This is a genomic window from Vibrio mexicanus, assembly GCF_001012815.1.
GTDB classification, from domain to species: domain Bacteria; phylum Pseudomonadota; class Gammaproteobacteria; order Enterobacterales; family Vibrionaceae; genus Vibrio; species Vibrio mexicanus.
Window position 1 is genome coordinate 89,186 of sequence record NZ_JYJP01000015.1, and the last position, 26,768, is coordinate 115,953.

Annotated in this window: 18 protein-coding genes and 7 pseudogenes; 11 read left to right on the forward strand and 14 right to left on the reverse strand. The window is 45.5% G+C overall.

What is annotated here, in order from left to right:
• Positions 1-205: 205 nt before the first annotated feature.
• Both UA76_RS02335 and UA76_RS02340 read right to left on the reverse strand, forming a co-directional pair.
• Positions 206-1,210, reverse strand: a complete 1,005-nt coding sequence (locus UA76_RS02335; RefSeq protein ID WP_047042587.1) for a sensor domain-containing diguanylate cyclase — start codon at positions 1,208-1,210, stop codon at positions 206-208.
• Between the two features lie 207 nt (positions 1,211-1,417).
• On the reverse strand, positions 1,418-2,497 hold the full coding sequence (locus tag UA76_RS02340) for a PQQ-dependent sugar dehydrogenase (protein ID WP_047042589.1): 1,080 nt from the start codon (positions 2,495-2,497) through the stop codon (positions 1,418-1,420).
• Positions 2,498-2,719: 222 nt separating this feature from the next.
• On the opposite strand from UA76_RS02340, the pseudogene UA76_RS02345 reads away from it, so the two are divergent.
• From UA76_RS02345 to UA76_RS02360, 4 genes and pseudogenes are all read left to right on the forward strand, one after another.
• Positions 2,720-3,505: pseudogene (locus UA76_RS02345) on the forward strand (TetR/AcrR family transcriptional regulator).
• A 181-nt stretch (positions 3,506-3,686) separates the two neighbouring features.
• A pseudogene (locus UA76_RS02350) lies at positions 3,687-6,058 on the forward strand (efflux RND transporter permease subunit).
• 97 nt (positions 6,059-6,155) lie between these two features.
• Complete coding sequence (locus tag UA76_RS02355; RefSeq protein WP_047042868.1) at positions 6,156-6,902, forward strand: outer membrane lipoprotein-sorting protein; 747 nt, start codon at positions 6,156-6,158, stop codon at positions 6,900-6,902.
• Positions 6,903-6,906: 4 nt separating this feature from the next.
• Entirely contained in the window at positions 6,907-8,091 is a 1,185-nt protein-coding gene (locus UA76_RS02360) for a hypothetical protein (protein ID WP_047042590.1), read from the forward strand.
• A 50-nt stretch (positions 8,092-8,141) separates the two neighbouring features.
• Here the strand turns inward: UA76_RS02360 and UA76_RS02365 are convergent.
• Positions 8,142-8,625 (reverse strand): annotated as a pseudogene (locus UA76_RS02365) (GNAT family N-acetyltransferase).
• Positions 8,626-8,975: 350 nt separating this feature from the next.
• Between UA76_RS02365 and pheS the strand changes: the two are divergent.
• From pheS to ihfA, 3 genes and pseudogenes are all read left to right on the forward strand, one after another.
• Entirely contained in the window at positions 8,976-9,959 is a 984-nt protein-coding gene (gene pheS / locus UA76_RS02370; RefSeq protein WP_047042592.1) for a phenylalanine--tRNA ligase subunit alpha, read from the forward strand.
• Between the two features lie 18 nt (positions 9,960-9,977).
• Positions 9,978-12,382: pseudogene (gene pheT / locus UA76_RS02375) on the forward strand (phenylalanine--tRNA ligase subunit beta).
• A 607-nt stretch (positions 12,383-12,989) separates the two neighbouring features.
• Positions 12,990-13,286 (forward strand): integration host factor subunit alpha, encoded by a 297-nt coding sequence (ihfA, locus tag UA76_RS02380; RefSeq protein ID WP_047042593.1) that lies wholly within the window; start codon positions 12,990-12,992, stop codon positions 13,284-13,286.
• 128 nt (positions 13,287-13,414) lie between these two features.
• Here the strand turns inward: ihfA and UA76_RS02385 are convergent, their stop codons facing one another.
• Positions 13,415-14,191, reverse strand: coding sequence for a RelA/SpoT domain-containing protein (locus tag UA76_RS02385; RefSeq protein WP_047042595.1), 777 nt, complete (start codon positions 14,189-14,191; stop codon positions 13,415-13,417).
• A gap of 361 nt (positions 14,192-14,552) precedes the next feature.
• On the opposite strand from UA76_RS02385, the gene UA76_RS02390 reads away from it, so the two are divergent.
• Complete coding sequence (locus tag UA76_RS02390; protein WP_047042596.1) at positions 14,553-15,206, forward strand: thiopurine S-methyltransferase; 654 nt, start codon at positions 14,553-14,555, stop codon at positions 15,204-15,206.
• Between the two features lie 78 nt (positions 15,207-15,284).
• On the opposite strand, the gene purT is transcribed toward UA76_RS02390, so the two are convergent.
• A complete protein-coding gene (gene purT / locus UA76_RS02395; RefSeq protein WP_047042598.1) occupies positions 15,285-16,460 on the reverse strand; it encodes a formate-dependent phosphoribosylglycinamide formyltransferase in 1,176 nt (391 codons plus the stop codon).
• Positions 16,461-16,744: 284 nt separating this feature from the next.
• On the opposite strand from purT, the pseudogene UA76_RS02400 reads away from it, so the two are divergent.
• The 3 genes and pseudogenes from UA76_RS02400 (at position 16,745) to UA76_RS02410 (ending at position 19,977) form a co-directional block, all read left to right on the forward strand.
• A pseudogene (locus tag UA76_RS02400) lies at positions 16,745-18,162 on the forward strand (SLC13 family permease).
• A gap of 18 nt (positions 18,163-18,180) precedes the next feature.
• Positions 18,181-19,517 (forward strand): annotated as a pseudogene (locus UA76_RS02405) (ATP-binding protein).
• Positions 19,504-19,977 carry a response regulator gene (locus UA76_RS02410; RefSeq protein ID WP_047042600.1) on the forward strand — a complete coding sequence of 158 codons (474 nt, stop codon included), beginning with the start codon at positions 19,504-19,506 and terminating at the stop codon, positions 19,975-19,977. Before UA76_RS02405 ends, UA76_RS02410 begins: the two are co-directional and overlap by 14 nt.
• Before the next feature lie 51 nt (positions 19,978-20,028).
• On the opposite strand, the gene UA76_RS02415 is transcribed toward UA76_RS02410, so the two are convergent.
• The 9 genes and pseudogenes from UA76_RS02415 to UA76_RS02445 all read right to left on the reverse strand — a co-directional run bounded on the left by UA76_RS02415 (position 20,029) and on the right by UA76_RS02445 (position 26,761).
• On the reverse strand, positions 20,029-20,478 hold the full coding sequence (locus UA76_RS02415) for a thiol-disulfide oxidoreductase DCC family protein (protein WP_047042601.1): 450 nt from the start codon (positions 20,476-20,478) through the stop codon (positions 20,029-20,031).
• A 216-nt stretch (positions 20,479-20,694) separates the two neighbouring features.
• The gene (gene cdd, locus UA76_RS02420; protein ID WP_047042603.1) at positions 20,695-21,582 is read right to left on the reverse strand and encodes a cytidine deaminase; all 888 of its coding nucleotides are present in this window, start codon (positions 21,580-21,582) and stop codon (positions 20,695-20,697) included.
• Positions 21,583-21,797: 215 nt separating this feature from the next.
• A complete protein-coding gene (locus UA76_RS02425; protein ID WP_047042605.1) occupies positions 21,798-22,475 on the reverse strand; it encodes a CidB/LrgB family autolysis modulator in 678 nt (225 codons plus the stop codon).
• Entirely contained in the window at positions 22,475-22,840 is a 366-nt protein-coding gene (locus tag UA76_RS02430; protein ID WP_047042607.1) for a CidA/LrgA family protein, read from the reverse strand. Before UA76_RS02430 ends, UA76_RS02425 begins: the two co-directional genes overlap by 1 nt.
• 37 nt (positions 22,841-22,877) lie before the next feature.
• A pseudogene (gene sbcB, locus UA76_RS02435) lies at positions 22,878-24,301 on the reverse strand (exodeoxyribonuclease I).
• A 107-nt stretch (positions 24,302-24,408) separates the two neighbouring features.
• Positions 24,409-25,008 carry an ATP-binding protein gene (locus tag UA76_RS23295; RefSeq protein ID WP_052771910.1) on the reverse strand — a complete coding sequence of 200 codons (600 nt, stop codon included), beginning with the start codon at positions 25,006-25,008 and terminating at the stop codon, positions 24,409-24,411.
• Positions 25,005-25,169 carry a hypothetical protein gene (locus UA76_RS23555; RefSeq protein ID WP_157617539.1) on the reverse strand — a complete coding sequence of 55 codons (165 nt, stop codon included), beginning with the start codon at positions 25,167-25,169 and terminating at the stop codon, positions 25,005-25,007. Before UA76_RS23555 ends, UA76_RS23295 begins: the two co-directional genes overlap by 4 nt.
• Complete coding sequence (locus tag UA76_RS23300; protein WP_052771911.1) at positions 25,157-25,807, reverse strand: hypothetical protein; 651 nt, start codon at positions 25,805-25,807, stop codon at positions 25,157-25,159. Before UA76_RS23300 ends, UA76_RS23555 begins: the two co-directional genes overlap by 13 nt.
• 90 nt (positions 25,808-25,897) lie before the next feature.
• Entirely contained in the window at positions 25,898-26,761 is an 864-nt protein-coding gene (locus tag UA76_RS02445) for a cyanobactin maturation protease PatG family protein (RefSeq protein WP_047042609.1), read from the reverse strand.
• Positions 26,762-26,768: the final 7 nt, after the last annotated feature.

Sequence of the window (26,768 nt, forward strand, 5' to 3'; positions counted from 1 at the left end):
GGGGTTTTCTCGTTTTTGGCGATCGTCTAGGTTCAGTAAACAGTGGTATCAGTCGGTAGGGTCCAACCTTGCCAAGGTTGAGGTCACGCTGACGTTCAAAAGAAAGTGAACCTCGTGTGTCGCTCCAATTCAAAGCCCTAGCAGAAATGCTGGGATTTTCTCGTTTTTGGCAGTCATTCTGACAGGTTACTCTACGGTGGGCCTTCTAGCTTATTTGGATCTGGCAATCTTGCCAGCTACAGACTCGATTTCTACCCCAGTTTTTGGCTTGATACAAAGCGCGATCTGCACGAGCCAAGACTTGCTTGATACTATGGTCACTATCTAGAGTAGGAGACAAGCCAATCGAAATGGTGCACCCTAGCGCTTTGTTATCATAATCAACAGTCATGCGCTCAATCACTTTTCGATAGTAGTTTGCGAGGCTCATGGCTTCTGACTCCGTGACATCCTCTAGTAGCAAGACAAACTCTTCTCCACCAATTCGAGCAAACATATCCGCCTTTCTTTTCACTTCGCCTAGCTTGTTTACGACGGAGATCAATACTTCATCACCGCATAAATGGCCGAACTCGTCATTGAAAGCTTTAAAGTGGTCGATATCAATAATCATCAGAATTTGATTGCGACTAAATGCCTCGCGTTGGCGGCTGATAAGTGCAGTCGCTTCAAAAAAAGCACGACGATTTAGAATGCCAGTTAACGGATCTAAATTGGCGAGATTTTCCATCTTGATGACTTGTTCATGAACGCTAATTTGTGAGGCGATCCAAGTGACTAAACTGGCGAATACACAGGCGTCACGCGCGCTGAAATGGTTTTTGTCGTGATGGCCAATGTTGATGGTGCCAAAACATTTATCATTGCAGGTTAATGGCGCATCCATACAGGAAAGTATTCCACCCTCTACCAGCCATTGGCAATCGATGTAATCTTCTTTGCTGGTGTTGTTGCACACAGCAAGCTCTTTGCGAGAATATGCCTGCCCGACCATGGTGTTTTTTATTGGAATGTCTCTGTCCAATGGAATTGCCTGATTGCCGTTAATCGCATATAGAGCAAGGGAAGAGTCATCTCGTTTGAGGGCAATACTGACACGGTCAGATTCAAAGATCTGTTTAATCCAGTATGTTGTACTATGAAGCAGGTCAGCCAAGTTTTTTGAGCGTGAAAGCTCGTCAAAGAATTCGAGTGGGAAATGCGCACTCATTCTTTGATTTTCTATTTGAGTCTGTAGAAGGGAAAAGTACTTCAAGCTCACCTCGAGAAAACGGACAAGACAATAGCAGTGAGTTTAGAAAAGCTATCGTCAAGTTTCCATATTATTGAGATTTTTGTAACTAAAGTACTAGAAAGCAAGCAATCAAGTTGGGCTCGTCTTTTAGGACGAGACAACTCGATTGTCGGTTGGCTTTTGTCAATTTACGATTTTGTAGATATTTCCGTTGTCCGTTGCGAAATAGAGAAAGCCGTCGGGGCTTAACGTTAGTGTACGGATACGTTCATTGAGATCATCGAATAGTCTATACTCTTCTTTGAGTTGCCCCTGCTCATCAATAGATACAACATTGATATGAGTGAGCTTCAATGCTGGTGCGAGTAATTTGCCAGCAAGACTCGGGTAACGCTGTCCACGATAAAGCTCTAAATCTGATGGCGCTATGGAAGGAACATAAACTAGCCTTGGTGACTCAATACCCGGAAGCTCTTCAGCCTCGCCAACATCAATAGGCCCCCAATACTCTTTTCCATGTGAAGTTATCGGCCATCCGTAATTCAAACCTCGTTTAATGAGATTAATTTCATCACCGCCACGTGGTCCATGCTCGATAGACCAAAGTGATTCTGACTCTTCATCGTAAATGATGCCTTGAGGGTTGCGGTGTCCATAGCTCCATATCTCTGGCAGAGCATTGCTATCTTCTATGAATGGGTTGTTAGGGAAGGGTATTCCTTCAGGGGTCAGCCGTAAAATACTGCCAGCATGCGTTGACTTGTCTTGACCATTGCTTCGTTCACCCCTGTCTCCAATAGTCATGAAGATAGATTCCTTATCAAAAGCCAGCCGGCTTCCAAAATGACGGCCGCTATCTGAGCCTGAGACTGTTGTTAAAAGTTTAGTCCAGTTGGTCAACTTACCATTGGATAACGTGGTAGAGGCGAGGGTGGTTTCGTAAGCACCACCCACTCGCGAGCTGTACGTAATATAAAATTCATTTTCTTTAAACGGAGAGGGAGAAATATCCATCAGTCCTCCTTGACCACCCTGTTGGGCGTCTGATGGGGCAGGCAACGCAACGGTTTTGGTTTTATCGTCTAAATCAACCGCGACAATGTTCCCATTTCGCTCTGTGACTAATGCGGTTGTATTGCTAGTAAAGGCGATACCCCACGGGACTTGCAATCCGCTCGCTACCAGCTCTGTAGATAGATTGGATGCGTGAGAAGAGTAACTAGCGAATAGCAACGGAAGAGTGAGCAGTGCAATCCTGAGCATAGTGTAGTCCTTTCATTTTTATATCTAACTCTATGTTGAGATCATTGTGGACTCAAATAGTTCTTATGAATGAATTTACAAAAAACACTTGATATGATCAATTCATGAGCTATTATGACGAAGTGTCATTTTTGACGAGTCGTCATAAATGGTGAAATACACACTTTGTGGAATCGTGTTACAATTGTATTGCTAAGGAGCAGTTAGAGAGATGGAATAATAATGTTTGGCTTTAGTTGTAAGAAAAGTGATAAGAAAGAGGGTTCGGGTTGTCGCTTCGGCATATCGAAGAAACAGCAAGCAATAGCAGATCGAGAAGTAGAGCTAATTATGTTGGCGAAAGGTCTGGTGCAAGAGCAAGGCTTTGGAATGTTGACTATGGACAAGTTAACTTCCGTTAGCCTTATTCGAAAGGGACAATTTATAATCACTTTTGCAGTAAAGAAGACGTTATTTTAGCTTTATGCATCCACTCTCTTAAGAGCGAGTCGCTGTTATTCGCGCGCTCTTCGCAGTTCGAGGGTAACTCTCGAGAAAAAGTGATTGCGATGCACGTCGCTTATCGAATTTATGCTCGTATGGAGCCTGTGCTATCAACGTGTGCGATCATGCTAAGAGCCTTGGGTGTTGGAAAAGGCTTCTCCTGAGCGAGTGGCTGAGCTTAACAAGCTCGAGGAGCTCGTTATCGCTGGAGCTGATGACATAACCAACGCTGCCGCTGAATGCGGAGACTTAAAGTTTTCAGCTGGAATTGGCTCAGATGCGATTGTGTTTGCCAACTGGTCGATTGCTTTTGGCTCCAATGCGTTGTCGCAGAATGCGTCGAATAGCCATTGTATCAAGCGTTTGCAAGACCCATTTACTGTTTTGCATAACGCTAACATGCTTCTTGACGGCTTGGGTTGGAAACCACTTTCAAGCGAGTGGGATTATCGAAAGACCTGGCGTCGTGTGGAACAAGAACTCTTTAGTGAAGAAGTTGCCTATCTAGAGTCGATTGGTCGCTAAACAGTTCAAAGTAAACCTATCGTAGAGATAGGTTTTTATTTCATCATTTGTGACGGTTCGTCATATTTAGAGTTGTTTATCATTAAATTTAGGCGACTCGAACAGGAATTATCCCATTGGCCAGTACGATCTGGCCAATATTTGGATAATAGTTGACGAATCGTCACAAATGGAGACTGTGATGAAATCTACACAATCTAACCAAAGCAGTAAGTTTTCTTGGCTTACAGTTCCCACACGTTACACCTTTTGGGTTGTAACATTCACGATAGCAATGGTCGTTGCCGCGACACTAGGTGCTAAAAATCTGTACTTCCGCGGCGATTACGACATTTTCTTCAATGATAACAACGTTCAGTTGAAGGCCTTTGAAGAGATAGAAGCGACATTCACCAAGTCAGACAATTTGGTTATTGTGATGGCTCCGTCTCAAGGGGATATCTTCCAACCACCTTTCTTGGGTTTAATTCAGAAAATTACCGAAGATGCGTGGCAAATTCCTTATTCGACCAGGGTCGACTCTCTTGCCAACTATCAACATACCGAAGCGTTTGAAGACGATCTTTTAGTTGAAGATTTACTCTTAGATGAATATCCGTTAGACCAAGCTCGAATTGACAAAGTCAAGCAAATCGCCATGTCAGAACCGGTGTTGCTTCACTCATTGGTTTCTGAAAAAGGTGACGTAACCGTTGTTAATGTCACTTTAAAGTTGCCTGAAATCGATGAAACAGCGGAAGTTCAGGAAGTGATTCAACACGTCCATCAGCTAGTAGATAAGTATCAATCTCAGTACAGTGACGTTGAATTTCATTTGGCTGGCATTGTGGCTATGAACAGCGCGTTTATGGAGTCTGCACAGGCTGATAGCTCGACACTGGTCCCTACGATGCTTCTTGTCGTCTTGGTTTTCCTCACTCTCATGCTTCGCTCATTTTTTGCGGTGCTCGCGACTCTACTTATTATTATCTTCTCAGTCACTGCGACAATGGGTCTCTCTGGTTGGGCAGGTATGTTCTTGAGCACGGCTACGGTGAATATTCCGACGCTAGTCATGACCCTTGCTGTGGCAGACTGTGTGCACGTGATCGCGACGATGAGGTACAACCTTCAACAAGGGCATAGCAAGGCCTATGCGATCGACCAAAGTGTTTCGATTAACTACATGCCGATCCTTATCACCTCTGTCACAACCGCGATTGGTTTCTTAATGATGAATGTCTCTGACTCACCAATATTGAGAGACTTCGGTAACCTTGCGGCACTGGGCGTGATGATCGCATGCTTCTTGTCTCTAACGCTTCTTCCTGCGTTGCTAAAATGGCTACCAATGAGCGTTAAACCGGACCAGCAGACAACATCAAATCGCTTTATTGATGGACTAGGTGACCTAGTCATCAAGTATCGCAATGCGTTGCTTCCGCTCTCTGTCGTTGTCATCGTCGTTTCTGCTGGCTTAATCCCACTAAACAAAGTGAATGATGAGTCGGTGAAATACTTCGATACCCGCAATGACTTTAGGCAAGCGGCTGATTTCATGGAAGAGCGAATCTCCGGAATGAGCAACATCAATATTGTTGTTAAGTCCAATGAGTCGCAAGGTATCGCTGATCCAGCATTCCTTAATACGGTTGGCGAGTTTACTAAATGGTTGCGTGATCAACCGGAAACCGACCACGTTGCGTCTTTGAGTGATGTTTACAAGCGCCTAAACAAGAATATGCACGGTGACCAACCGGGTTACTATCTATTACCACAAGATCGTGAGCTGGCTGCTCAATACTTGTTGATGTACGAGATGTCGTTGCCATACGGGCTTGATCTTAACAACCAAGTTAACATCGACAAATCGTCTGTCAGAATGGTTGTGACTACCCAAAACTTGGGCAGCGTAGAAATGATCGACTTGGAAGATCGCATATACGAATGGTTTAACTCCTACGCACCTCAGTATGACGTTCTTGCATCGAGCCCTTCACTGATGTTTGCACATATCGCGAGACCAACATGGCTAGCATGTTAACGTCACTGCCAGTTACTTTGATACTCATTTCAGCTCTAATGATCTTTGCTTTGGGTTCTCTCAGATTGGGCTTAATGAGTGTCGTTCCAAACATGGCACCTGCGATCATAGGCTTTGGTATTTGGGCGTTAGTTTCCGGCGAAATCAACTTGGGTTTGTCCGTCGTGGTTACACTTACTCTTGGTATCGTCGTTGATGATGCCGTTCATTTCCTATCGAAGTACCAACGTGCACGTAAAGAAGGAAAGTCTGCAGAAGAAGCGGTTCGCTACGCATTCCACACCGTAGGTCGAGCACTATGGATTACAACAGTTGTGCTTGTAGCGGGTTTCTCTGTCCTCGCGATGTCTTCGTTTAGGCTCAATGCGGACATGGGTGCATTGAGTGCCATCGTTATCTTTATCGCGCTCGTGGTTGATTTCATTTTCTTACCAGCGCTTCTTATGAAGTTTGATACCAAAAAGTACAACGTAGTAGAGAAGGACCGTTCTGAAGCAAAGCTTTCTGCAACGCCAGCAGTACACCACTAACGTAATGATTAATCGAAATAAATTTAAGGATAGATGTATGATTAACTCAATGAACAATTTCGCTAAAGTCTTTACAAAATACTCTCTCATTTCAGTAATGGCCCTAGCAACATCGTACTCATTTGCTGATGAGGCTAAAGGCCTAGAAATCGCAACAGAGCGTAAAGCTCGCGATATCGGTTGGGGTGATTCTGTCGCAACCATGGAAATGCTGCTGCAAAACGCGCAAGGCGAAAGCAGTGCTCGACTGATGAGATTGAAATCGTTAGAAGTCGCAGACGATGGCGACAAAGGGTTGACCATTTTTGATGAACCACGTGATGTGAAAGGCACGGCCTTCTTAAATCATTCGCATACCGTGGGTGCTGATGACCAGTGGCTCTATTTGCCTGCGCTTAAACGCGTAAAACGTATCTCCTCGCGCAACAAGTCGGGTCCATTTATGGGTAGTGAATTTGCCTATGAGGATCTAAGCTCCTTTGAGCTGGAGAAGTACAAGTTCCGTTACCTCAATGACGAGGAATTTGAAGGGCAACTGACTTACTTGCTCGAACAGATCCCAACAGATAAAAACTCAGGCTACACCAAGCAGTTAGTTTGGCTTGATCAAGTGGAATATCGTCCACTCAAAGTGGAGTTTTATGACCGCAAGGGCTCGCTTCTGAAAACCCTGACATTTACCGACTACAAGCAATACCTCAATCAATACTGGCGAGCGCACACCATGGCGATGCAAAATCACCAGACTGGAAAAAATACGATTTTGACAACACAAGAGTTGAGCTTCCAAACCGGGTTAGAGGAATCTGACTTCCAGAAAAACACATTGAAGCGTGTGAGGTAGTCGTATGAACAAGGGAATCGAGCTTGTTACCAAGCTCTTTTCCACTGCGGTTTTGAGTGTCGCTGCATTACAGTGTCACGCAGTGGAAATCGCCGGAAACGTTAGTCTGGATCACCGCCAGTATTTTTCTGAAGGCCTACAGGGACAAGGTAAAGGGCAATCATCCATAGCCTTGGAACCTGAGTTTTATTGGGATATCGGGGATGAGGGAAGCAGTTTCACTTTTACGCCATTTTATCGCCTAGACAGCTTGGATGATGAGCGAACTCACGGAGACATTCGCGAAGCGCTCTATCTGACTTACTGGGATGATTACGAGCTTCGTGTTGGCGTTGGCAGCTTGTTTTGGGGCGTAACCGAGTCAACAAACCTAGTGGATGTCGTAAACCAGATTGATGCGATTGAAGGGTTAAACAACGAAGATAAGTTGGGTCAGCCTATGCTTCATTTGACCTCGCTAAAAGATTGGGGAACGCTCGACCTATTGGTGTTGCCTTACTTTCGTGAGCGGACGTTTGCTGGGGTTGATGGAAGACTAAGGCCGACCATTCCAGTGAGCCAAGATGCTGTGTATGAATCCTCTCGTGAGGATCAGCATGTGGACTATGCAGTTCGTTATAGTCAGATGTATGGGGATTGGGATCTTGGACTCAGTTATTTCTCTGGCACCAACCGAGAACCTTACTACCAGTTGTCTGGCAATACCTTATCACCATATTACGCTCAGATGAGTCAAGTCGGCTTGGATCTGCAAGGCATTATCGGTGATTGGTTGTTAAAGTTGGAGTCTATCTATCGCGATAGTTTTGATAACCATACGGGTGTGGTGACGGGTTTTGAGTACACATGGGTAGGGCCATTTGAATCGTTCTGGGATGTCGGTTTTATTACCGAGTATCTGTATGACAGCCGAGGAAACAACGCTCAGCATATTGGTCAGAATGATATCTTTGCAGGTCTTAGATTTGCGCTTAATGATGAAGATGGAACGGAGGTGTTGACGGGTATTACCCAAGATCTCGATAACAGTGATGTGTATAGTGCCAAATTAGAAGCATCGAGTCGTATTACAAACCAGTTTAAGTGGCGTGTTGATGCGTGGTTGTTTGAAAACGAAACTCCAGATGACTTGCTCTATTTCGCTCGAAAAGACGATTTTATTGAGTTTTCGTTAGAGTATTATTTCTAACTGCGATCAGCGGAAATATCAAAAAGGGAGCAGCGGCTCCCTTTTTAACGTTATAGATCTTTAATCATCCATACGTCGCATTTTCCGTGTAACGTGCCGTCTAGTGGGCTATCTAAATGCTCGAAGCCGACTTTTTCATAGAGTTTAATCGCGGCATTCATATTAGACAGAGTGTCTAAGTAACAACGAGAAAATCCGTACTCTTGCGCTGCTTTTAGGCACTGGTCTGTTAGTCGCTGTCCCAGGTTCAACCCTCTGGCTTCGGGAAGTAAAAAGAGCTTTTTCAGCTCGCATACATCATCACTATTATTAAAGGGCGCAATGCCACACCCACCAACCACTTTGTCTCCCATCAACGCGACGATATATTTGCTTTTTGTTTTCTTTCGTATAATGCGCGCTCATTGCTTCAACTTCAGGGTCTGATGGTCCAAAACCTTCACCAACCGCGCCAAATTCTGCGCCAACAGCTTTAATGATGTTACATACGGATTCATCGTGGCTTGGTTCAATTGGGAGGAGAGTCAGTTCCATAATGTTTTTGGTCCTTTTGTGGAAGAACTAGCAGTCTAATCGAGCGAGCTTCATAGTCAATATCTCTAAAGTTGATAAATGTATCAAAAGCAAAGGCCTGTGATTTTGTGCAGAAGTCGAGTGTCATTTTGTCTTTTATTGGCAGTTGAGACGAATTTTTACTCAAAGACGGTAAATATCTTGATTTCAATTTGGATTTGTAACTTTCATTCGCTACTATGTACAGCTACTTGAAAAACCGGAAATCCCAATAGGGAAACGTTAGCTGAAGCGATCGGATACACGAAAGTTAAGGCTAGCTGAACTACCACTTACGCCTATTTCTGTAGGTGTAGGTAGATGAGGAAACGATGCAACATCTAGAAGAGATCATTGCTAACGCGAATGCCGCTATTGAAGCTGCAGATTCGTTAGTCGCACTTGATGAAGTGCGTGTTCAGTATCTAGGTAAAAAAGGTGAGCTTACAGCTCAGCTTCAAAGCCTAGGTAAACTACCACCAGAAGAGCGCCGCAGTGCTGGTCAAGAGATCAACAAAGCGAAAGGCGTTGTCCAACAAGCTATCGCGGCTCGCAAAGATGCACTACAACGTGCTGAACTTGAAGCGAAGCTTGCAGCAGAAACAATCGACGTAACTCTACCGGGTCGTCGTATCGAGAACGGCGGTCTGCACCCTGTTACTCGTACTGTTGAGCGTATTGAACAGTTCTTTGGTGAGTTAGGCTTTAGCACTGAGTCTGGTCCTGAAATTGAAGATGCATTCCATAACTTCGATGCTCTTAACATTGCAGAAGATCACCCAGCGCGTACTGACCACGATACGTTCTTCTTTAACCCAGATTTAATGTTGCGTACGCACACGTCTGGCGTTCAGATCCGTACGATGGAAAATGGTAAACCACCATTCCGCTTCATCGCACCGGGCCGTGTTTACCGTAACGACTACGATCAAACACACACGCCAATGTTCCACCAAGTGGAAGGCATGCTAGTAGACGAAAATGTAAACTTCGCTCAGCTTAAAGGTATTCTTCACGACTTCCTGACTAACTTCTTCGAAGAAGACCTAGAAGTTCGCTACCGTCCTTCATACTTCCCGTTCACAGAGCCTTCAATGGAAGTGGATGTTAAGCGTAAAGATGGCAAGTGGCTAGAGATCCTAGGCTGTGGCATGGTGCACCCAAATGTACTTCGCAGTGTTGGTATCGACCCTGAAAAATACTCTGGCTTTGCATTCGGTATCGGTATCGAGCGTCTAGCTATGCTTCGTTACGGCGTAAACGATCTTCGTTCGTTCTTCGAAAACGACCTTCGTTTCCTAAAACAGTTCAAGTAATCCAGAGGGTTCATCACAATGAAATTCAGCGAATCATGGCTTCGTGAGTGGGTAAACCCTTCGGTATCTACTGACGAGCTTACACACCAAATTACTATGGCTGGTCTAGAGGTTGACGATGTACTTCCTGTAGCTGGCTCATTCACTGGCGTTAAAGTCGGTAAAGTGGTTGAGTGCGGCCAGCACCCAGACGCAGACAAACTACGCGTAACTAAAGTTGATGTTGGCGGCGAAGAGCTACTAGATATCGTTTGTGGCGCATCTAACTGTCGTTTAGGCATCAAAGTTGCGGTTGCAACGGTTGGCGCGGTACTTCCTGGCGACTTCAAAATCAAAAAAGCAAAACTACGTGGTCAACCTTCACACGGTATGCTTTGTTCATTCTCTGAACTAGGTATCGATGTAGAATCAGATGGCATCATGGAGCTTGCAGAAGACGCAGTTATCGGAACTGATTTCCGCGACTTCCTAGGTTTGGATGACGTGACTGTAGACGTTGACCTAACAGCAAACCGCGCAGACTGCTTTAGCATCCGTGGTCTAGCTCGTGAGGTTGGCGTACTAAACCGTGCTGATGTGACAGAACCATCAGTTGAAGCCGTTGCTGCTTCAATTGAAGATACAGTATCAATCGACGTGAAAGCACCAGCTGCATGTCCACGTTATCTTGGCCGTGTGGTTAAGAACGTAAACGTTAAAGCTGAAACACCACTTTGGATGCAAGAAAAACTGCGCCGTTGTGGTATCCGTTCTATCGATCCAGTTGTCGACATCACGAACTACATCCTTCTAGAACAAGGTCAGCCAATGCACGCATTTGATCTTGCTAAGATCGAAGGTGGCATCGTGGTACGTATGGCAGAGCAGGGCGAGAAGCTCACTCTTCTAGACGGTAACGAAGCTGAACTAAACTCAGATACACTTGTTGTAGCAGACCACAACAAAGCACTAGCAATCGCGGGCATCTTTGGTGGTGAGGAGTCTGGTGTAACAACTGAGACAACTGACGTTCTTCTTGAGTGTGCGTTCTTCGCTCCAGACCACATCCGTGGCCGTGCGCGTAGTTACGGTCTTCACACCGATTCTTCTATGCGTTTTGAGCGTGGTGTGGATTTCGCACTACAAACTAGCGCAATGGAGCGTGCAACTCAGCTTCTAGTTGAAATCTGTGGCGGTGAAGTTGCACCAGTTGTTGGCGTTGAATCGCAAGCTGACTTGCCTACAGCAAACACAGTGGCACTGCGCCGCACTAAGCTAGATTCTCTACTAGTCACCACATCGAAGATGCTGACGTAAAGGAGATCCTAGAACGTCTAGGTATGGCGGTAGAGACAACTGTTGAAGGTTGGACTGCAACAGCGCCAACTTGGCGTTTTGATATTGCTATCGAGCAAGACTTGATTGAAGAAGTAGGTCGTATCTACGGTTACGACAACATCCCAAATCAGCACCCAGCTGCGACGCTTAAGATGCACAACCACGTTGAAGCGGATATCCCGCTTAAGCGCGTACGCAACTTACTTGTTGACCGCGGTTACCATGAAGCAATCACATACAGCTTCGTTGAGCCTGAGCAGCAAAAATTGGTTGTTCCAGGTGTTGAGCCGTTAATCCTGCCATTCCCGATTTCAGCGGACATGTCAGCGATGCGTCTAGGTCTTATCCAAGGTCTACTTAACACTGTGGTTCATAACCAGAAGCGCCAGCAGCCACGCGTTCGTCTATTCGAATATGGCCTACGCTTCATCCCATGCGAATCTGCTGAAAACGGTATGCGTCAAGAGCCGATGCTAGCCGGTGTTATCGCAGGTACTCGCAGCGAAGAGCATTGGGACATTGAAACTAACACCGTTGATTTCTTCGACCTGAAAGGCGACCTTGAAGCTGTTCTTGAGCTAACAGCAAACGAGAAAGCTTACTCATTTGCAGCACTTTCTGCAGAAGACAAAGCCGCTAACCCAGCGCTTCACCCAGGCCAATCGGCTGCAATCATTGTTGATGGCAAGCAAGTTGGTGTTATCGGTACAGTGCACCCAGAACTAGAGCGTAAGTTTGGTCTAAATGGCCGTACTATCGTCTTCGAAGTTGAATGGTCTGCAATCGATACTAAAGTAATTCCAGAAGCTGCAGGTCTTTCTAAGTTCCCATCAAACCGTCGTGATATCGCGGTTGTTGTTGATGAAGCAGTGGCTTCTGGCGACATCGTTGCTGCATGTCTAGAGCAAGGTGGTGAGTTCCTTAAGGAAGCGAAACTGTTCGACGTATATGTTGGTAAAGGCGTTGAAGAAGGTAAGAAGAGCCTAGCAATCGCTCTAACACTTCAATCCGTTGAGCGTACGCTAGAAGATGCAGACATCGCTGGTGCGGTTGACGCTATCGTTGCTCATGTATCAGAAAAGTTTGGAGCTTCTCTACGCGACTAATCGAGTCTAAGTAGATTAAGAACCTGCCAATGGGTCTCCCTTGGCAGGTTTTTTTATGCCTTATTTTTAGGATGAGGCTAAAGGTAGAGCGATTGATTATCTATTAATTAAAAATAAACAATGAGTTGGGGAATGTATAGAATCCTTCGTCTTTGAAGCGCATAATTATTGGGTACAAGATGGCCCAAAACGGCCAACAATAGTCGTGGTTTATTCGAATGAAAATGAAGAACTAGTGAAGGTTTTGATTTGTTTAGTTTATTTTTGTCTCATATCTATGAATTAGCTTAATATTTTTTTAGCCGAATTAAGATTTCGCAGGAATTTTACAATAGGCGTTATTACTGACTAATTTGTCATTAGTTGGATAATTATCTGTTTTTACAGCCTATTTTAGTGTTTGGATAGATTATTTAACTGTATTGTTAGTAATTTATCTTATTGATTTCTAAGATCTATATGCAAAGTGTGAAGAAAAAAGTTGGCGAAAATCAGAAGCTTGGCTTACACTTTCCAAGGTATGCCGATATGTTGTTGATTTATTCGGTTAAATGCTTCGGCGCTACCAAGAGGTAGCAATGTTTAACATAGCTTTGAGGAAAGTTTTATGGCGCTCACAAAGGCCGATCTGGCAGAAAACCTGTTTGAAAAGCTTGGATATAGTAAACGGGATGCCAAGGAAACGGTTGAAGTGTTTTTTGAAGAGATTCGAAAGGCTCTAGAAGGTGGCGAACAGGTAAAACTGTCGGGATTTGGTAATTTTGATCTCCGCGATAAGAACGAACGCCCTGGTCGTAACCCAAAAACTGGAGAAGACATTCCAATTACTGCTCGACGCGTTGTTACCTTCCGCCCGGGTCAAAAACTGAAAGCCCGCGTAGAAAGTATTAAAGTTGAGAAATAGCCAAGCAAGTGACCACGCCTAGCGTGGTCTTTTTGTAGAGCTATCAGTAACGCTTAACTTTTGCATATTACGACTATCAAAAAAGCGACCTTTATAGGTCGCTTTTTAGTTTGAACATCCAGTTTTCTTTAGGCTGCCGCACTCAGGTGAGTGGTGATATAGGGTTGCCAAGCGTTCTGATATAACATCTTAGATTCGCTTCTGATATTGGCAATCTGACGCTGCTCAATATCGGTTAGAGGTCTTTGCTCTGCCGCACTTTGACGTTCGATATTCTGAACCACTTCGTACAGATCATGCTCTGGGCCACTTTTTACATCGGCAATGGCTTTTAGGTGTAATTGCACTTCTGCAATGATGTTGGTTTTCGGCAACTGAACAAGCAGGTTCAAATCACGATAACCAGAAGCCGCTGGCGACTTGAAGCGATTTTTAACTTTGACGACAGTCGTTTCGCGCTCAAGTACTTCGTACACTTCCATCAGGCTTGCTACGTCATCTGCAATGATGGTGGCACGTGCAATATCGGTAATACGCTCTGTTTTACCATCGAGCTCGTGAGTTATCTTTTCCTCGGCGCGCTGTTTAGATTTGATGCCCGCAAACAAAGCTTCAGTTGAAGTCAATAGGGCAGTACTTTTACATATGGTTTCTAATTCGTGTTGAGCTTGATGAGACTTACTATAAAGCACATCAAAGTCATTGTATGGTTGAAGAGGGGTAACATTGGTTGACGGAATCGCATACAAGCCACTGAGGCTTCGCTTAAATTGCTTTGAACACATTTCGTTCTGGCTGCCAGAACGAGCTTGGTCATTGCTTGGTGCGGTCGGGATAGCTGCGAATGCAGGGGCTCTACTCAGTACCAACAGCATTAGGGCTGTAGTACGTAAAAATAAGCTCATTCACTCTCCTTAACTGACTTTGTTACGGTTAAAAGGGGAAATCAAAGGATATCCATAACAGTCATAGCAGTGTGTATTAATTACTATTGGGTTGAAAATTACGTTCTCAAGCCTCCTTGCCTAGTGAGTTTCATAACTTTGCTACACGTCACATTGTTTCTGTTGAGTAAGACCAAAACGTCGAACGTTAGTTCACTCAACTTGCTGACTATTGTACCGAACGAAAATGAATGGAGTGTGAACAGCAGGTTCATTTTTGGCAGTTTTACGTGACTAAGCAGGCAGAATTCCGTTAACCTTATTCCCCCAACCAGAATAGACTCAGTCAGCAACAACCTGTTCAGCGACAAAGAAGGAAGCAATGAAAGATCCAGAATTTTGGCATAACAAGTGGGCTTCGAATCAGATAGGTTTTCACCTACCAGATGTAAACCCGTTACTCACCAAATATTGGCACGCTACAAATCCTAGGAGAGAGAGCCGTGTATTTGTCCCACTATGTGGTAAGTCGGAAGATTTGATTTGGCTTGCAAGGCATCACGATGATGTACAAGGTGTAGAGTTAAGTAAGATTGCTGTAAGAGCGCTCTTTGCTGAGAATCTGTATACGCCTATGGTGACTCCAGTGACTGGGCAACATGAACTGTATCAGTTCGATGAACTCTCTATCTATGCAGGGGATTACTTCACGGCCCCTATTTCACCTGTCGATATTATCTATGATCGCGCCGCTTTGATTGCGATGCCTGAAGAGATGAGAAGCGATTATGTGCAGCGACTAAAGTCTTTGCTGGCGGCGGGTGGTCGTATTCTATTAGTCACTTTGGATTACCCTCAAGATGAAATGGCGGGACCTCCATTTTCTGTTCCGAAAGCAGAAGTAGAAACGCTGTTTGAAGGCTATAGAGTGTCCTTACTCGAGAGTGATGAAGTGGATGCGCAGCACCCTAAGAAAGCAAAAAAAGGGCTTAGCCGTTTTGCGGAAGAAGTGTGGTTAATCGAGTCACAGTCTTGATTCGCAAACTATTCCCGATAAGAGAAAGGCCGCGATTTACGCGGCCTTTTGATTCTCAGCGGTCTAGTAAACTGGGGTCTAGTAAATGACCTTCACTTTGCTCGCTGACTCAATCGCATCTTCAATTGCGCTCTCTACTGAGTTGCGACGTGTTAAAGCAACGCCTAAACGACGGCGTCCATCAATATCTGGCTTACCAAATAGGCGCAGTTGAGTCTGTGGTGCTGCAAGAGCGTCTGCTAGGCCATCAAAGCGAATGTTGGTTGATGTACCTTGACCAAGGACTACTGCAGAAGCTGCTGGGCCATTTTGAGCAATGGAATGGATTGGCATGCCAGTGAATGCGCGAACGTGCAGCGCAAACTCTGATTGCTCTTGAGAAATCAGAGTAACGAGTCCGGTGTCGTGTGGGCGAGGGGAGACTTCATTAAAGATCACGGTATCTCCTTTGATGAACAGCTCGACGCCAAATAGGCCATAACCACCTAGAGCATTTACTACCTTTTCAGCACTGTTTTGTGCCGCTTTCAAGGCGGCTTCAGACATCACTTGCGGCTGCCAAGACTCACGGTAATCTCCATCTTCTTGACGATGCCCAATTGGCGCGCAGAAATGAACGCCATCAACAGCGCGAACCGTCAACAGAGTGATTTCGTAATCAAAATCGATGAATCCTTCGACGATGACACGACCGGCGCCAGTGCGGCCGCCATCTTGAGCGTAATCCCAAGCCTTAGCAATATCACCTTCTGACTTCATTACGCTTTGGCCTTTACCAGAAGAGCTCATCACAGGTTTAGTAACACAAGGTAGACCCACAAACTCAACCGCAGCCTTGAACTCTTCAAAGGTGTCTGCAAAGCGATATGGTGAAGTGGTTAGGCCGAGCTCTTCAGCGGCTAAACGACGGATGCCTTCGCGGTTCATTGTTAGCTTGGTCGCGTTAGCAGTTGGCACAACATTGAGCCCTTTGGCTTCAAGTTCTACTAACTTACTGGTCGCAATGGCTTCAATTTCAGGAACGACATAGTCAGGCTTTTCTTGTGCAATAATTGCTTCAAGCGCATCGCCATCAAGCATATCAACAACATGACTGCGGTGAGCAACTTGCATTGCAGGTGCATCAGCGTAACGATCACAAGCAATCACTTCTAGGCCTAAGCGTTGACATTCAATCGCCACTTCTTTACCCAATTCACCTGAGCCAAGAAGCAATACTCGAGTTGCATTTTCTCTCGTAGCAGTACCAAACATAGGTCGTCCTCAATAAAAGTAAGAGTATAATTTTGTGATGCATAATACGGAAATAATGCAAAAAAGCAAACGTTTGCGCGAGTCATTTTGAGGATGAATCAAACTTGGTTTAGATTGATAAAATCTGACATAACGCAAAGAAATAGCGACAATTCGACTATGAATGACGATTCATTGATCTACGACCAATATTCTCATCATTAAGAACACCATAATCGGCTCGGATTGGAGCGAGCCCTTGCTCACTCTGCTGTTTGTCGTTTCTCAGGATGAGATGTTGTGCTATGCGCCCGTATTTAAAATACATAATCCCTATTGTTATCCCGCTTATTGTTTTACTACTTCCACTTTCTGCTTTCCCATTTGAAGGTTTAACCATTGTTCAGCAGCGTGTGATCGCCATCTTTTTATTGGCGGCGTTGTGCTGGGTATTTGAACCTATTCCGATTTACGCGACTTCAGTCGTCATCATTATGCTTGAGCTACTGATGCTCTCGAATAAAGGCATATTCTTCTTCCGATTGGAGGAAGGGGAGGCGCATTTTGGCGAGTTGCTGCAATACAATGACATTATGGCCACATTTGCCAGCCCAATAATCATGCTGTTTTTGGGTGGCTTCTTCTTGGCGATGGCGGCGACTAAGTACCGTTTAGATGTCAACCTTGCTCGTGTTTTGTTAAAGCCGTTCGGGCAGGATCCAAAGTTTGTCATGCTTGGTTTGATGTTAATTACGGGCGTCTTCTCAATGTTTATGTCGAACACCGCGACCACCGCAATGATGTTGTCGATTCTTACGCCTGTTATTGCCGTTTTTGGTCCGAAAGACCCAGGACGAGTCGCGTTCGCACTGTGTATCCCAGTGGCTGCAAACATTGGTGGTATTGGTACGCCTATCGGCACGCCACCTAACGCCATTGCATTGAAGTATTTGGTGGGCGATAGCCTGATTACCTTCGGGGAATGGATGGCCTTTGGCGTACCGTTTGTGATTGTCATGATGGCTCTGGCTTGGTTCCTCATTGGCTCGCTATATAAAGCGGACCAACAAAAGATCGAGTTAACCATTAAGGGCCGTTTTCTTAAAACGCCAAAAGCGATCATTGTATACATCACCTTTGCCTCAACGATTTTATTATGGCTGATGGGCTCGTCACATGGTATGAACTCTTATACCGTGGCGCTTATTCCTGTCGCAATCTTCTCCATTACCGGCATCATTAATAAAGAGGATTTGAAGAAGATCTCTTGGGATGTGCTCTGGCTGGTCTCGGGTGGTATTGCGCTTGGTTTAGCTCTCGACCAAACGGGTCTAGCTAAGCTGGTGGTTCACAGTATTCCGTTTGGCATGTTCTCTCCTTATGTTGTGTTGATTGGCGCGGCATTCCTGTGCCTACTTATGGCTAACTTCATGTCTCACACGGCAACAGCAACTTGCTTATGCCGATTATGGCGGCTTTAGGCTCGTCGATGGTTTCTCTAGCGCCACTAGGTGGTGAGATGACTCTGATCTTGGTGGTGACCTTTGCTGCCTCCTTGGGTATGTCTTTGCCTATTAGTACGCCGCCGAATGCGCTTGCTCATGCCACAGGCAATGTTCAAACTAATCAGATGGCAAAAGTAGGGGCAATCTTAGGTATCGTCGGCGTTTTCCTAAGCTTCGTCATGGTTTGGATTCTGCACTCCATTGGTTTTATGGGGTAGGCGATGTATCAACCAAATATGATTCAAAGCCAATTAGAAACGCTGATTGAGCGCTATTTCAGTCAGCCTGAACGGCGTATCGTGGTTGATGTTGGCACCAAGATATTGGAGCAAAGTGGTAAGAATGAACGCCTCTATTATGTTGTGAGTGGTGAGCTTGAAGGCTACTACCATGATGCTTCGAAAGTCGAGACTAAAGTGTTCTCCGCGTCATCAGGCGCTTTCATTGGCGTTCACAGCTTCTTCTCTGGATCTTGGGAAGCCTCATCCAGTGTCGTTGTGAAAAAGCAGGCCGAACTGGCTTGGATAGACAGAAACACCCAAGCGATTGATGTGGCTCTCAATGGACCTCTGACGGCCCAATTCACGCCTGTCATCGTGAATGAGCTGTCAAGAAGGCAACGACGCGCGAGCCAAGAAGCGATTGCCAAAGAAAAAGCGCTTCAAAAGCTGCATACCGCCGAGCAAATGACGACGTTGGGGCAGCTCGCTGCAGGTATCGCACACGAGCTTAACAATGCCATTGGCGTGGTCAGCAGTAAGGCTGATAGGCTTGAAACCACTCTAATTGAACTGCTTGAAGAAGTGCACCCAGAAGCGAGTCAGTACTTTGATTTTGGCTTGATGCGTGGGCAAAACGTCTCTTCATCTGAAGCGCGCAAACGAGGCCGAGAATTCGAAAAGACTTATGGACTTGATAAAGCCACCGCTCGTCAACTAGCCAAAGCAAACCCAGACAAAGAACATTTGTCCTCATGGTTGGCAAATCCGCAACAAGCGTTGCGCTTTTGGCAAATGGGGCTGATCTTCATGATCTACGATTAGCATCGCGCCACACGGTTGGCATCGTTAAATCGGTAAAACAGCTAGGCCGTACTGATATCGATGTGGATGAAGCGGTCGATATTAACGACTCGATCAATCATGCTTTGTCGTTGCTGCAAAGTGAGATTCGACGTATCGAAGTAAGAGTTCGGCCGTCAGAACTACCCAAGTTTCAAGGCCTTAAAACCGAGCTAGTGCAGGTTTGGGTCAATATCATTAAGAACGCGTGTGATGCTCTGCAACATACGCCCAACCCTGCCATTGAAATACAAACCCGCTACGTGAAACAAAAGCTGCTGGTGACGATTACCAACAATGGTCCAGAGATTGATGAAGTGACTCGGCGAAAAATTTTTCAGCCGAACTTTACGACGAAGAAAGGCGGCCTGTCTTTTGGGCTTGGTCTGGGACTTTCGATTGTGAAACGCATCGTCTCAGGTTATGGCGGCTCTATCGCAGTCAAAAGCGACGAACAGAAAACCATTTTTAGGATTAAACTACCAATCGAGGGTGAACATGGAGAAGCTTAATTTAATATGCGTTGATGACCAACGAGAGGTATTAAGCGCAGTACTGCAAGATTTGGAACCTCTATCGGCATGGCTCAACATTGAAGATTGTGAGTCTGCGGAAGAAGTCTTAGATCTTATGGATGAACTGGATGCAGAAGGGGAGATGGTAGCTGTCTTAGTTTCTGACCATGTAATGCCGGGTAAAACGGGTGTCGAGTTACTAACAGAAGTCTCTCAAGATAACCGCTTTACTCACACCAAAAAGATCCTTTTGACGGGACAAGCGACTCACGCCGATACAATAAATGCAATTAACACTGCTGGCATTGATCGTTACTTTGAGAAACCTTGGCAGGCCAGCACACTGGTAGAATGTATTCGTACGCTAGTGACGGAATTCATTTTTGACCAAGGCCTTGACTACACCGACTACCAGATAGAGCTTGACCAACAGGTCGTTTTATCTCGATTACATTAGTTCGCATTAGACTAGTCTGTGTTGACGAAAGGTAAGTTTGAGCTCGTGATGTTATGCGTCACGAGCTTGCTTCTTGTTCTTATCCTGAGGCTCAGACCTGATGCCACAAGTACCTGATGAGCAATCCTGATCGGTATATCGCCGAGTTCCGGTTAGCCAGTAAGATATCTTGTAGCGATTATTGGCAAACCGTATATAGAACCAGTCTGCGATGGGTTTAACAAGCGGCCAGCGCAGTGGCGCATAAATCCAACCCTTTCCAACTAATGACCAAGCTTGATGTGTGACATCTAAACCAAGCAGTAGCTGACCATTTTCATCGATAGCATGAAGTACTTTGTTTGCCTCGGCCACATCGATCTGTGGGTATTCCCCCATCTCTTCACTGTAAAGGTTAATGAGTTTAAGAGACTGGTGTGTATCATGGCGCCGAAGGGCATCCATTTCTTTTGAGCATAGTGGGCAGGTAGCGTCGTAAAACAGAGTCAGTTTTGGGGTCATATAAGCGCTCTAAGTAAACAATAAAGATAAACAACAAGCATTACGTTTTGCGAAGATTTATCGATCAGCCTATTGAACAGCTCCATCCGGTCACGACTAGCTACTCTCGATAACATTAGCAGACAATGTAGCATGAAAAGAAAAGGGCTCTACTTATAACAGTAGAGCCCAGTTGGCTATTTTCCTTGAGACTCAAAATTGAGTCTTAATCACAAACTAAATTGTCGTGTAACTTAGCGGAATATCAGGATTGAGGGCTTCTAATGTCGACTGTGTGTCTGCTAGGTGGCTGATGCTACCGCCGTCTTTCTCAATCAATGCCGCTTCGGTGATACTGCTAAACTCATCGCCCGCGAGAATCAGCTGGTTTAGAGCAACTTGTAGTGGAGGTAGAGAAGGGTTGAACGCTGCATTTTCTGCGTAAGCACCTAAGTATACCTTGCCCGATTTTGTTAGTAGGCCAACACCACTGAAATTGGAGGTGTAGGGCGCATGGCTTTTGTTCATTGCCGCGAGCGTGTCTGTAAGAAGCGGCTCATCTGTATCCAACGCGAAACCATGATCAGTCGATGCCATCAGAGCAGATTCAACGCCCAAGTCAGCAGGACCAAACGATTCTGGTAAATACTGCTGCAATGTCATTGCTTCACGCTGCGGCAATTGCACCATCAAATTGTCCGCTGTCGACAGTTCATTCATAAATTGTCGGCAGTGGCCACATGGGCTGTAGTTAATCGTGATATCTGAGATACCTTCTTCACCCTTCATCCAAGCATGGCTGATAGCACATTGTTCGGCATGAACAGTTTGTCCAAGCTGCACGCCGTCGTATTCCATGTTAGCGCCAAAGTAGAGTCTACCTGATAGGCCACGCACGATAGCGCCAACATAAAAATTCGAGATAGGTGCGTGGGAGTATGCCGCTGCAAAAGGAAGTAGAGCAACGCGAAGGTCGGCATCAGTCATATCGGAAGTATCAAGCAGTTGCTTGAATTGCTCAGCGGAGATGGTGGCATCAAATGACTCGCTCGTCACAATGGGCGCTAACACTTCTCTCAGTTTTGGAGATAAATCAGCCAGCGCTTTTTCAATGCTAGAGTTCATAGTCGTTCCTTTTTAGAGTTCTTGATTTTCATTCTAAGCGGCATTGAGGATATTTCAGAGATCTAGATCACTATTATTAATGTAATGAGCAATTAGCTTGCATTGTTTGAGTGATCTCACATTTGAAACCGATTGCACTGACAATAAATGCGACGAGCAATGCATTTGTCTTGTGAATCATTTGAGCGGAAGGTATTTGTGATGATTTTGAAATTTTAGCTCATTAACCACAATGAAAATGCGAAAAAGCTTGGTGCCAAAATTGAGGTAATCACACCGCACACGACAAGTGCTAGCGAACTAAAAGCGGCATCTTTGCTATCTTTCTCGGCACAGGTCGCTGTGCCTAAGGCGTGTGACACCGTTCCCATGGTTAGCCCTTTGGCGATAGGGTGAGTAATGTTTAACGCGTTGTATATTGGGTAGGCAAAAATAGCCCCAAACAGGCCGACGAGTAAGACCAAAATGGCGGCGATTGCGGGTTCACCACCAAGGTGGCTAGATACTTCCATCGCAATAGGTGTGGTAACCGATTTTCCTAACAAGCTCGCAATCAAGGTAACATCAGTATTGAACATTACTGCTATTGTGGTGGCGGTAAACATTGACATAATACTCCCCACGCCACAAGCGAGCATGATAATGCGCCAGTTACGGCGGATTTGAGGAAGCTGCTCATACAAAGGGTAAGCTAGAGCGACTACTGCAGGTTGGAGTAAAAAGTTAATCCAGCGATTGTCTGCGTAGTAGTCTTCGTACGGTACTTTGGTAACCAATAACAGTGGTATCAATATCGTCAGACTGATGAGCAAGGGATTAAGCAGCGGATTGTTAAACTTGATGGCAATCCAGCGAGCAAAGAGAAAGACAATAATCGTTGCTAATAGCCACATTACTTCGTCTCCTCTTTTAAGAAGCGATCAAGTGCGAACGCCAATATAACCAGAACAATGGCGGTACCACCGATCGCACTGGCAAGGATGGAAAGCGCATTCGCGGCTAGCAGATCAAAATGTTGCATCAGGCCGACACTGATCGGTACGAAGAGTAAAATCATATAGCGGATAAACAAGTTAGCGCCGGGGCGAACCCATTCTACAGGCACGAGACCGCTCGCCATTAAACCAAATAGCGCGAGCATTCCAAAGATACTTCCTGGGATCGAAAGCCCTAAAGCTGTTTGCAATGCGTTACCGGCTGCCAAACACCCAAATATCAATGCGAGAGAGACAATGTACTGTAGACCTGTTTTAATCATTGCTTATGAACACTTATCCTCGTGATTAGTTCGTCTTCTAAGAAGCCAGCTTTTCGACGTAATGGTACACCGCTTTGAGTATCGCGATCTTGTTTTCGTCGCTCTCATGTTCGTGAACTAAGTTTTCCAAGTTGAGCATGTAATCAGGCAGTTTGGCTTCGTAGTAATCTCGGCAATGTGCTGCCCACTTAGCTTGCTCAGCTTCGTTCAGCGTCCACGAGTAGTGGCGAGCACGGTAGCGAAACAGAAGTGGTTCAATTCGCTTGTCGTTAAATGTAATGTCTAAACTGCCTAGTTGTTCAGGGTTAGATTCGCGAATGATATCCATCGCAGCTTTGTCTGCTGGTGAAAAGAACCCATCGTACAATTGGCTATCAACATCGCCCTTGTTGTCATACTCTCTTTCAACGCTATAAAGCTCATTAAGCTTTTCACGGATCTCTGGGTGTTGACGAATAATCGCAAGATTAGCTAGGCATGCCTCCCGATCAATTCCAATCACGCCCGCGTTTTCTGCGGTTAATGTCTTCGCCGGTGCGAGAATAGGGCACTTGTTCAGATGAACCAGTTTTAACGGTACCGGCAGCTCGTCGGGTGCCAAATCTGAGTGTTTTGTATATAAGCGCTCGCGAAGTTCATCTGCAGATAGATCGATTAATGGCTGAGGATACTTAGCCAGATCCGCGACAATGACCGCATTCTTGTTGATAGGGTGCCAAGCCATTGGAACAATCCAACTGGTGTATTGGCACTCTTTACCTAGCATGCCGGACACATGCATTAGCGGCGTCATATTTACAATGTCAACCAGTTCATTGAGCTTACGCTTATGGCGCATTTCAAAGAAGTAGTTAAACAGCTTCGGTTGAGCAGCTTTAAGCTTCTTCGCCATTTCGATAGTGGCAATCACATCCGCCATTGCATCGTGGGCATTGCTGTGTTCGATACCGTTAGCGACAGACAAATGCTCAAGTTTGAAACTTGGGAAGCCTTCGTCATTTTCAGGCCAGTTAATGCCATCAGGGCGAAGTGCATGGCAAGCGCGCATGACATCCAACAGATCCCAACGCGAGTTGCCATTTTGCCAGCTCCATGCGTATGGGTCGATGAAGTTGCGGTAACACGTGTAGCGAGTTACTTCATCGTCAAAACGAATACTGTTATAGCCTAAGCTGGTGGTATTCGGCTTAGACAGTTCAGCATGGATCTTGGCGATAAATTCAGGCTCCGGTAAACCTTGAGAAGCCGCTTTTTGTGGCGTGATACCGGTAATCAGCGCCGCCTCTGGTGAGGGTAAATAATCACTTGGCGGCTGACAGTAAATAACAAGAGGCTCACCCACTATGTTGAAATCTTCATCGGTACGAACCCCCGCAAACTGGCTAGGACGATCGTTGGCAGGCTAGTACCCCACGTCTCATAATCGAAGAAGAAGAAAGTCGGTTGGTGCTCTTGTTGCATGTTGGGTTTACCAGATAGGTCAATCAGTTGTTAGTATTAGACCATTGCCAACAGTGCTTGGCAAACCAGTATTGGCAATACTTGGCTCGAAAGGTTATTTCCCCACCTTAAAATCGTCCTAACCCGTTATCTTGCTTGTGAGCGCCTAGCTGTTGTTGAATCCCTTCATTGATGTCTTTGGATAAAATGACGGTGCGATTGGCACAGATTGCCTTCAATGAGGAAAAACGAATGGCATTCATAATCGCAGCCGCAGACAGGTCGTGGGATTTGGCAATTTGCGCTAAGTTGACCGATTCTTCTAAAGAGGATCTTTTCGAAAAGCCAGACTCCCACAAGGCTAAACGTTGTGTTACATCGGGCAGTTTAAAGTTAATAACTGATTCGAAGCGGCGAAAGAAAGCCTCATCAAGGTTATTTTTAAAGTTAGTCGCCAATATGATCACGCCATTAAATGACTCGATTCGCTGTAGTAAATAGGCCACGTTTTGATTCGCAAACTGATCATTCGCGGTACTGGTTTCAGTTCTCTTGGCAAATAGGGCATCCGCTTCATCAAAAAACAAAATCCATGATTTGTCCTCGGCCATCGAAAATACCTTTTCAAGATTCTTTTCAGTCTCGCCAATGTATTTAGAGGTAATTGATGAGAGATCCACTTGATAAACATCTAAACCCGAGACTTCACCGAGTAAGCAAGCCGTCATTGTCTTGCCGGTTCCGGGGGGCCATGGAACAGTGCTCGATAGCCAGGGCGAATCTTGTCTGCCATTCCCCAATCCTCAGCCAGTGTGCGACCGTGTTTAATCCAACCTATGATATCTTCAATTTGACTCATGGTGGTGTCGGCAAGGTTTAAATCTGCCATTTTCGCCCTGAAACGACTCGCTTTGCCGGAAAGCTTTCCGAGAGTTCTGGGCGATAAGGCTCAGAGATAGTGAATAGATGCAAAAATTCGTCGTTTAGTTTGAAGGGAGTTTTCATTAGCAAGACATCGTCTTCCTGCCCGTTAAGTTCCATCAGGTTGAAAACGGGTGATTGGCTTTTGCTGTATAACTGCTTCTGGATGTTCAATCGCAGTTCGAGATCGTCACCGCTGAGCAAGAACACCAAGGTTTCGCCAGTGGCATAGATGCGCCCATTGAACTCTTGGCAACCAAACTCGGTGTAGGGCCGCTCAGTGCTCTCATTTCTATAGAGGAACATGTCCATTGAATTGGGTTTGACTTCCGGTAATAGCGCTAGCACCAATGCCAAACGTTCGGTAAAGGTCAGTTCGGTTTGTTGTAGAAATTGACCATACCCAGAGTCATAAGACTTGGCACTCGGTGGCGCTATGTCGAGTACACTTTCATACGACGTTTCTTGTTGAAAGTACAAGCTAAACCGCACACGGATTACCTGTTCACACCATGCAATGTCCTTAGCCAGGTCTTGCGCATTGCTTTGCAAAGCACTTAAAGCCACAGTCGGTTTGTGAATTGGGGTGACATTGAAATTAACCATGTTTACTCCAAAAGTGACGCGAAATCATCATGCTGTGTGGAACCCACGCGGAAAGCGTGTACGGTTGTTAGAAACCACTGAGCATTTAATCTAGCCATAGTAGCGCTTCATACCGTGCTGCAGCGTAGGGTAGTCTGCACTGGCATCAACACGGCAGTACCAACGGCTTCGAAGATCACTTGAGTTACCTTTGAACTCAAAAACGATTTGGTAGATTTGCTGTTGTCCTTGCAGTGGATAAGATTCATAGAAAATATCTTCCAGCGTGAACCCTTGGGGATCTTGGCTATCGTTTTCAAACCCACCTTTGAGCATCTTATAAGCGACTGCGTAGATGTCGGGGTAGTTCCAACAAACATAATTTAACGCCCGCTCTGCATCGTTAATGCCTAGGTTGTGGGTGTGAGACAGGATGGCTTCCAGCACTTGGTTGGTGAGCAAGTCTTGGTCGCATTTTTCGGACGATGCGTATTTTTTCAGAGCTTCGCTAATACCGGAAACAAGGAAATCACGCGACTTATGCATAATGTGATGGCATAGAAGCTTAGGTGGCTGTTCAAAGTCGATAGGGGCATCGCTGAGTTGGCCTACCGCAATATGAGCGTCTGATGGTAGAACGGATGGCCTTAAACTGGCGATCAACTCATCAAGGCACGACTCAGAGCTAGGCTTGATCTCATAGGCCACCATATCATCGATGACCAACTGCCATTCCACTTCGCGAGCCAAATGGCGATGCTCAGCGAGGCACAATATTGGGTAAAGGGCTTTGGCACTGAGCTCTTGCCCAGATTCTCCTTGCATTAGCAATTTTAGTGCATGAGCAATGCTATCGTTTTCTACCTTGGGCTGGATGCGACCAGCCACATAACAGTGAACAGGCTCGAAGGCCATCTTTTGAATTGGGTTACTGCTATCTTGTTGCGTTGAAATTGATCTTTGTAATATTGACATAATATAG

Excerpts from the sequence above, each read along its gene's own strand:
- UA76_RS02335 (WP_047042587.1), bottom strand. The coding sequence starts at position 1,210 with ATGAGTGCGCATTTCCCACTCGAATTCTTTGACGAGCTTTCACGCTCA.
- UA76_RS02340 (WP_047042589.1), bottom strand. The coding sequence starts at position 2,497 with ATGCTCAGGATTGCACTGCTCACTCTTCCGTTGCTATTCGCTAGTTAC.
- UA76_RS02355 (WP_047042868.1), top strand. The coding sequence starts at position 6,156 with ATGGCCCTAGCAACATCGTACTCATTTGCTGATGAGGCTAAAGGCCTA.
- UA76_RS02360 (WP_047042590.1), top strand. The coding sequence starts at position 6,907 with ATGAACAAGGGAATCGAGCTTGTTACCAAGCTCTTTTCCACTGCGGTT.
- pheS (WP_047042592.1), top strand. The coding sequence starts at position 8,976 with ATGCAACATCTAGAAGAGATCATTGCTAACGCGAATGCCGCTATTGAA.
- ihfA (WP_047042593.1), top strand. The coding sequence starts at position 12,990 with ATGGCGCTCACAAAGGCCGATCTGGCAGAAAACCTGTTTGAAAAGCTT.
- UA76_RS02385 (WP_047042595.1), bottom strand. The coding sequence starts at position 14,191 with ATGAGCTTATTTTTACGTACTACAGCCCTAATGCTGTTGGTACTGAGT.
- UA76_RS02390 (WP_047042596.1), top strand. The coding sequence starts at position 14,553 with ATGAAAGATCCAGAATTTTGGCATAACAAGTGGGCTTCGAATCAGATA.
- purT (WP_047042598.1), bottom strand. The coding sequence starts at position 16,460 with ATGTTTGGTACTGCTACGAGAGAAAATGCAACTCGAGTATTGCTTCTT.
- UA76_RS02410 (WP_047042600.1), top strand. The coding sequence starts at position 19,504 with ATGGAGAAGCTTAATTTAATATGCGTTGATGACCAACGAGAGGTATTA.
- UA76_RS02415 (WP_047042601.1), bottom strand. The coding sequence starts at position 20,478 with ATGACCCCAAAACTGACTCTGTTTTACGACGCTACCTGCCCACTATGC.
- cdd (WP_047042603.1), bottom strand. The coding sequence starts at position 21,582 with ATGAACTCTAGCATTGAAAAAGCGCTGGCTGATTTATCTCCAAAACTG.
- UA76_RS02425 (WP_047042605.1), bottom strand. The coding sequence starts at position 22,475 with ATGTGGCTATTAGCAACGATTATTGTCTTTCTCTTTGCTCGCTGGATT.
- UA76_RS02430 (WP_047042607.1), bottom strand. The coding sequence starts at position 22,840 with ATGATTAAAACAGGTCTACAGTACATTGTCTCTCTCGCATTGATATTT.
- UA76_RS23295 (WP_052771910.1), bottom strand. The coding sequence starts at position 25,008 with ATGACGGCTTGCTTACTCGGTGAAGTCTCGGGTTTAGATGTTTATCAA.
- UA76_RS23555 (WP_157617539.1), bottom strand. The coding sequence starts at position 25,169 with ATGGCAGATTTAAACCTTGCCGACACCACCATGAGTCAAATTGAAGAT.
- UA76_RS23300 (WP_052771911.1), bottom strand. The coding sequence starts at position 25,807 with ATGGTTAATTTCAATGTCACCCCAATTCACAAACCGACTGTGGCTTTA.
- UA76_RS02445 (WP_047042609.1), bottom strand. The coding sequence starts at position 26,761 with ATGTCAATATTACAAAGATCAATTTCAACGCAACAAGATAGCAGTAAC.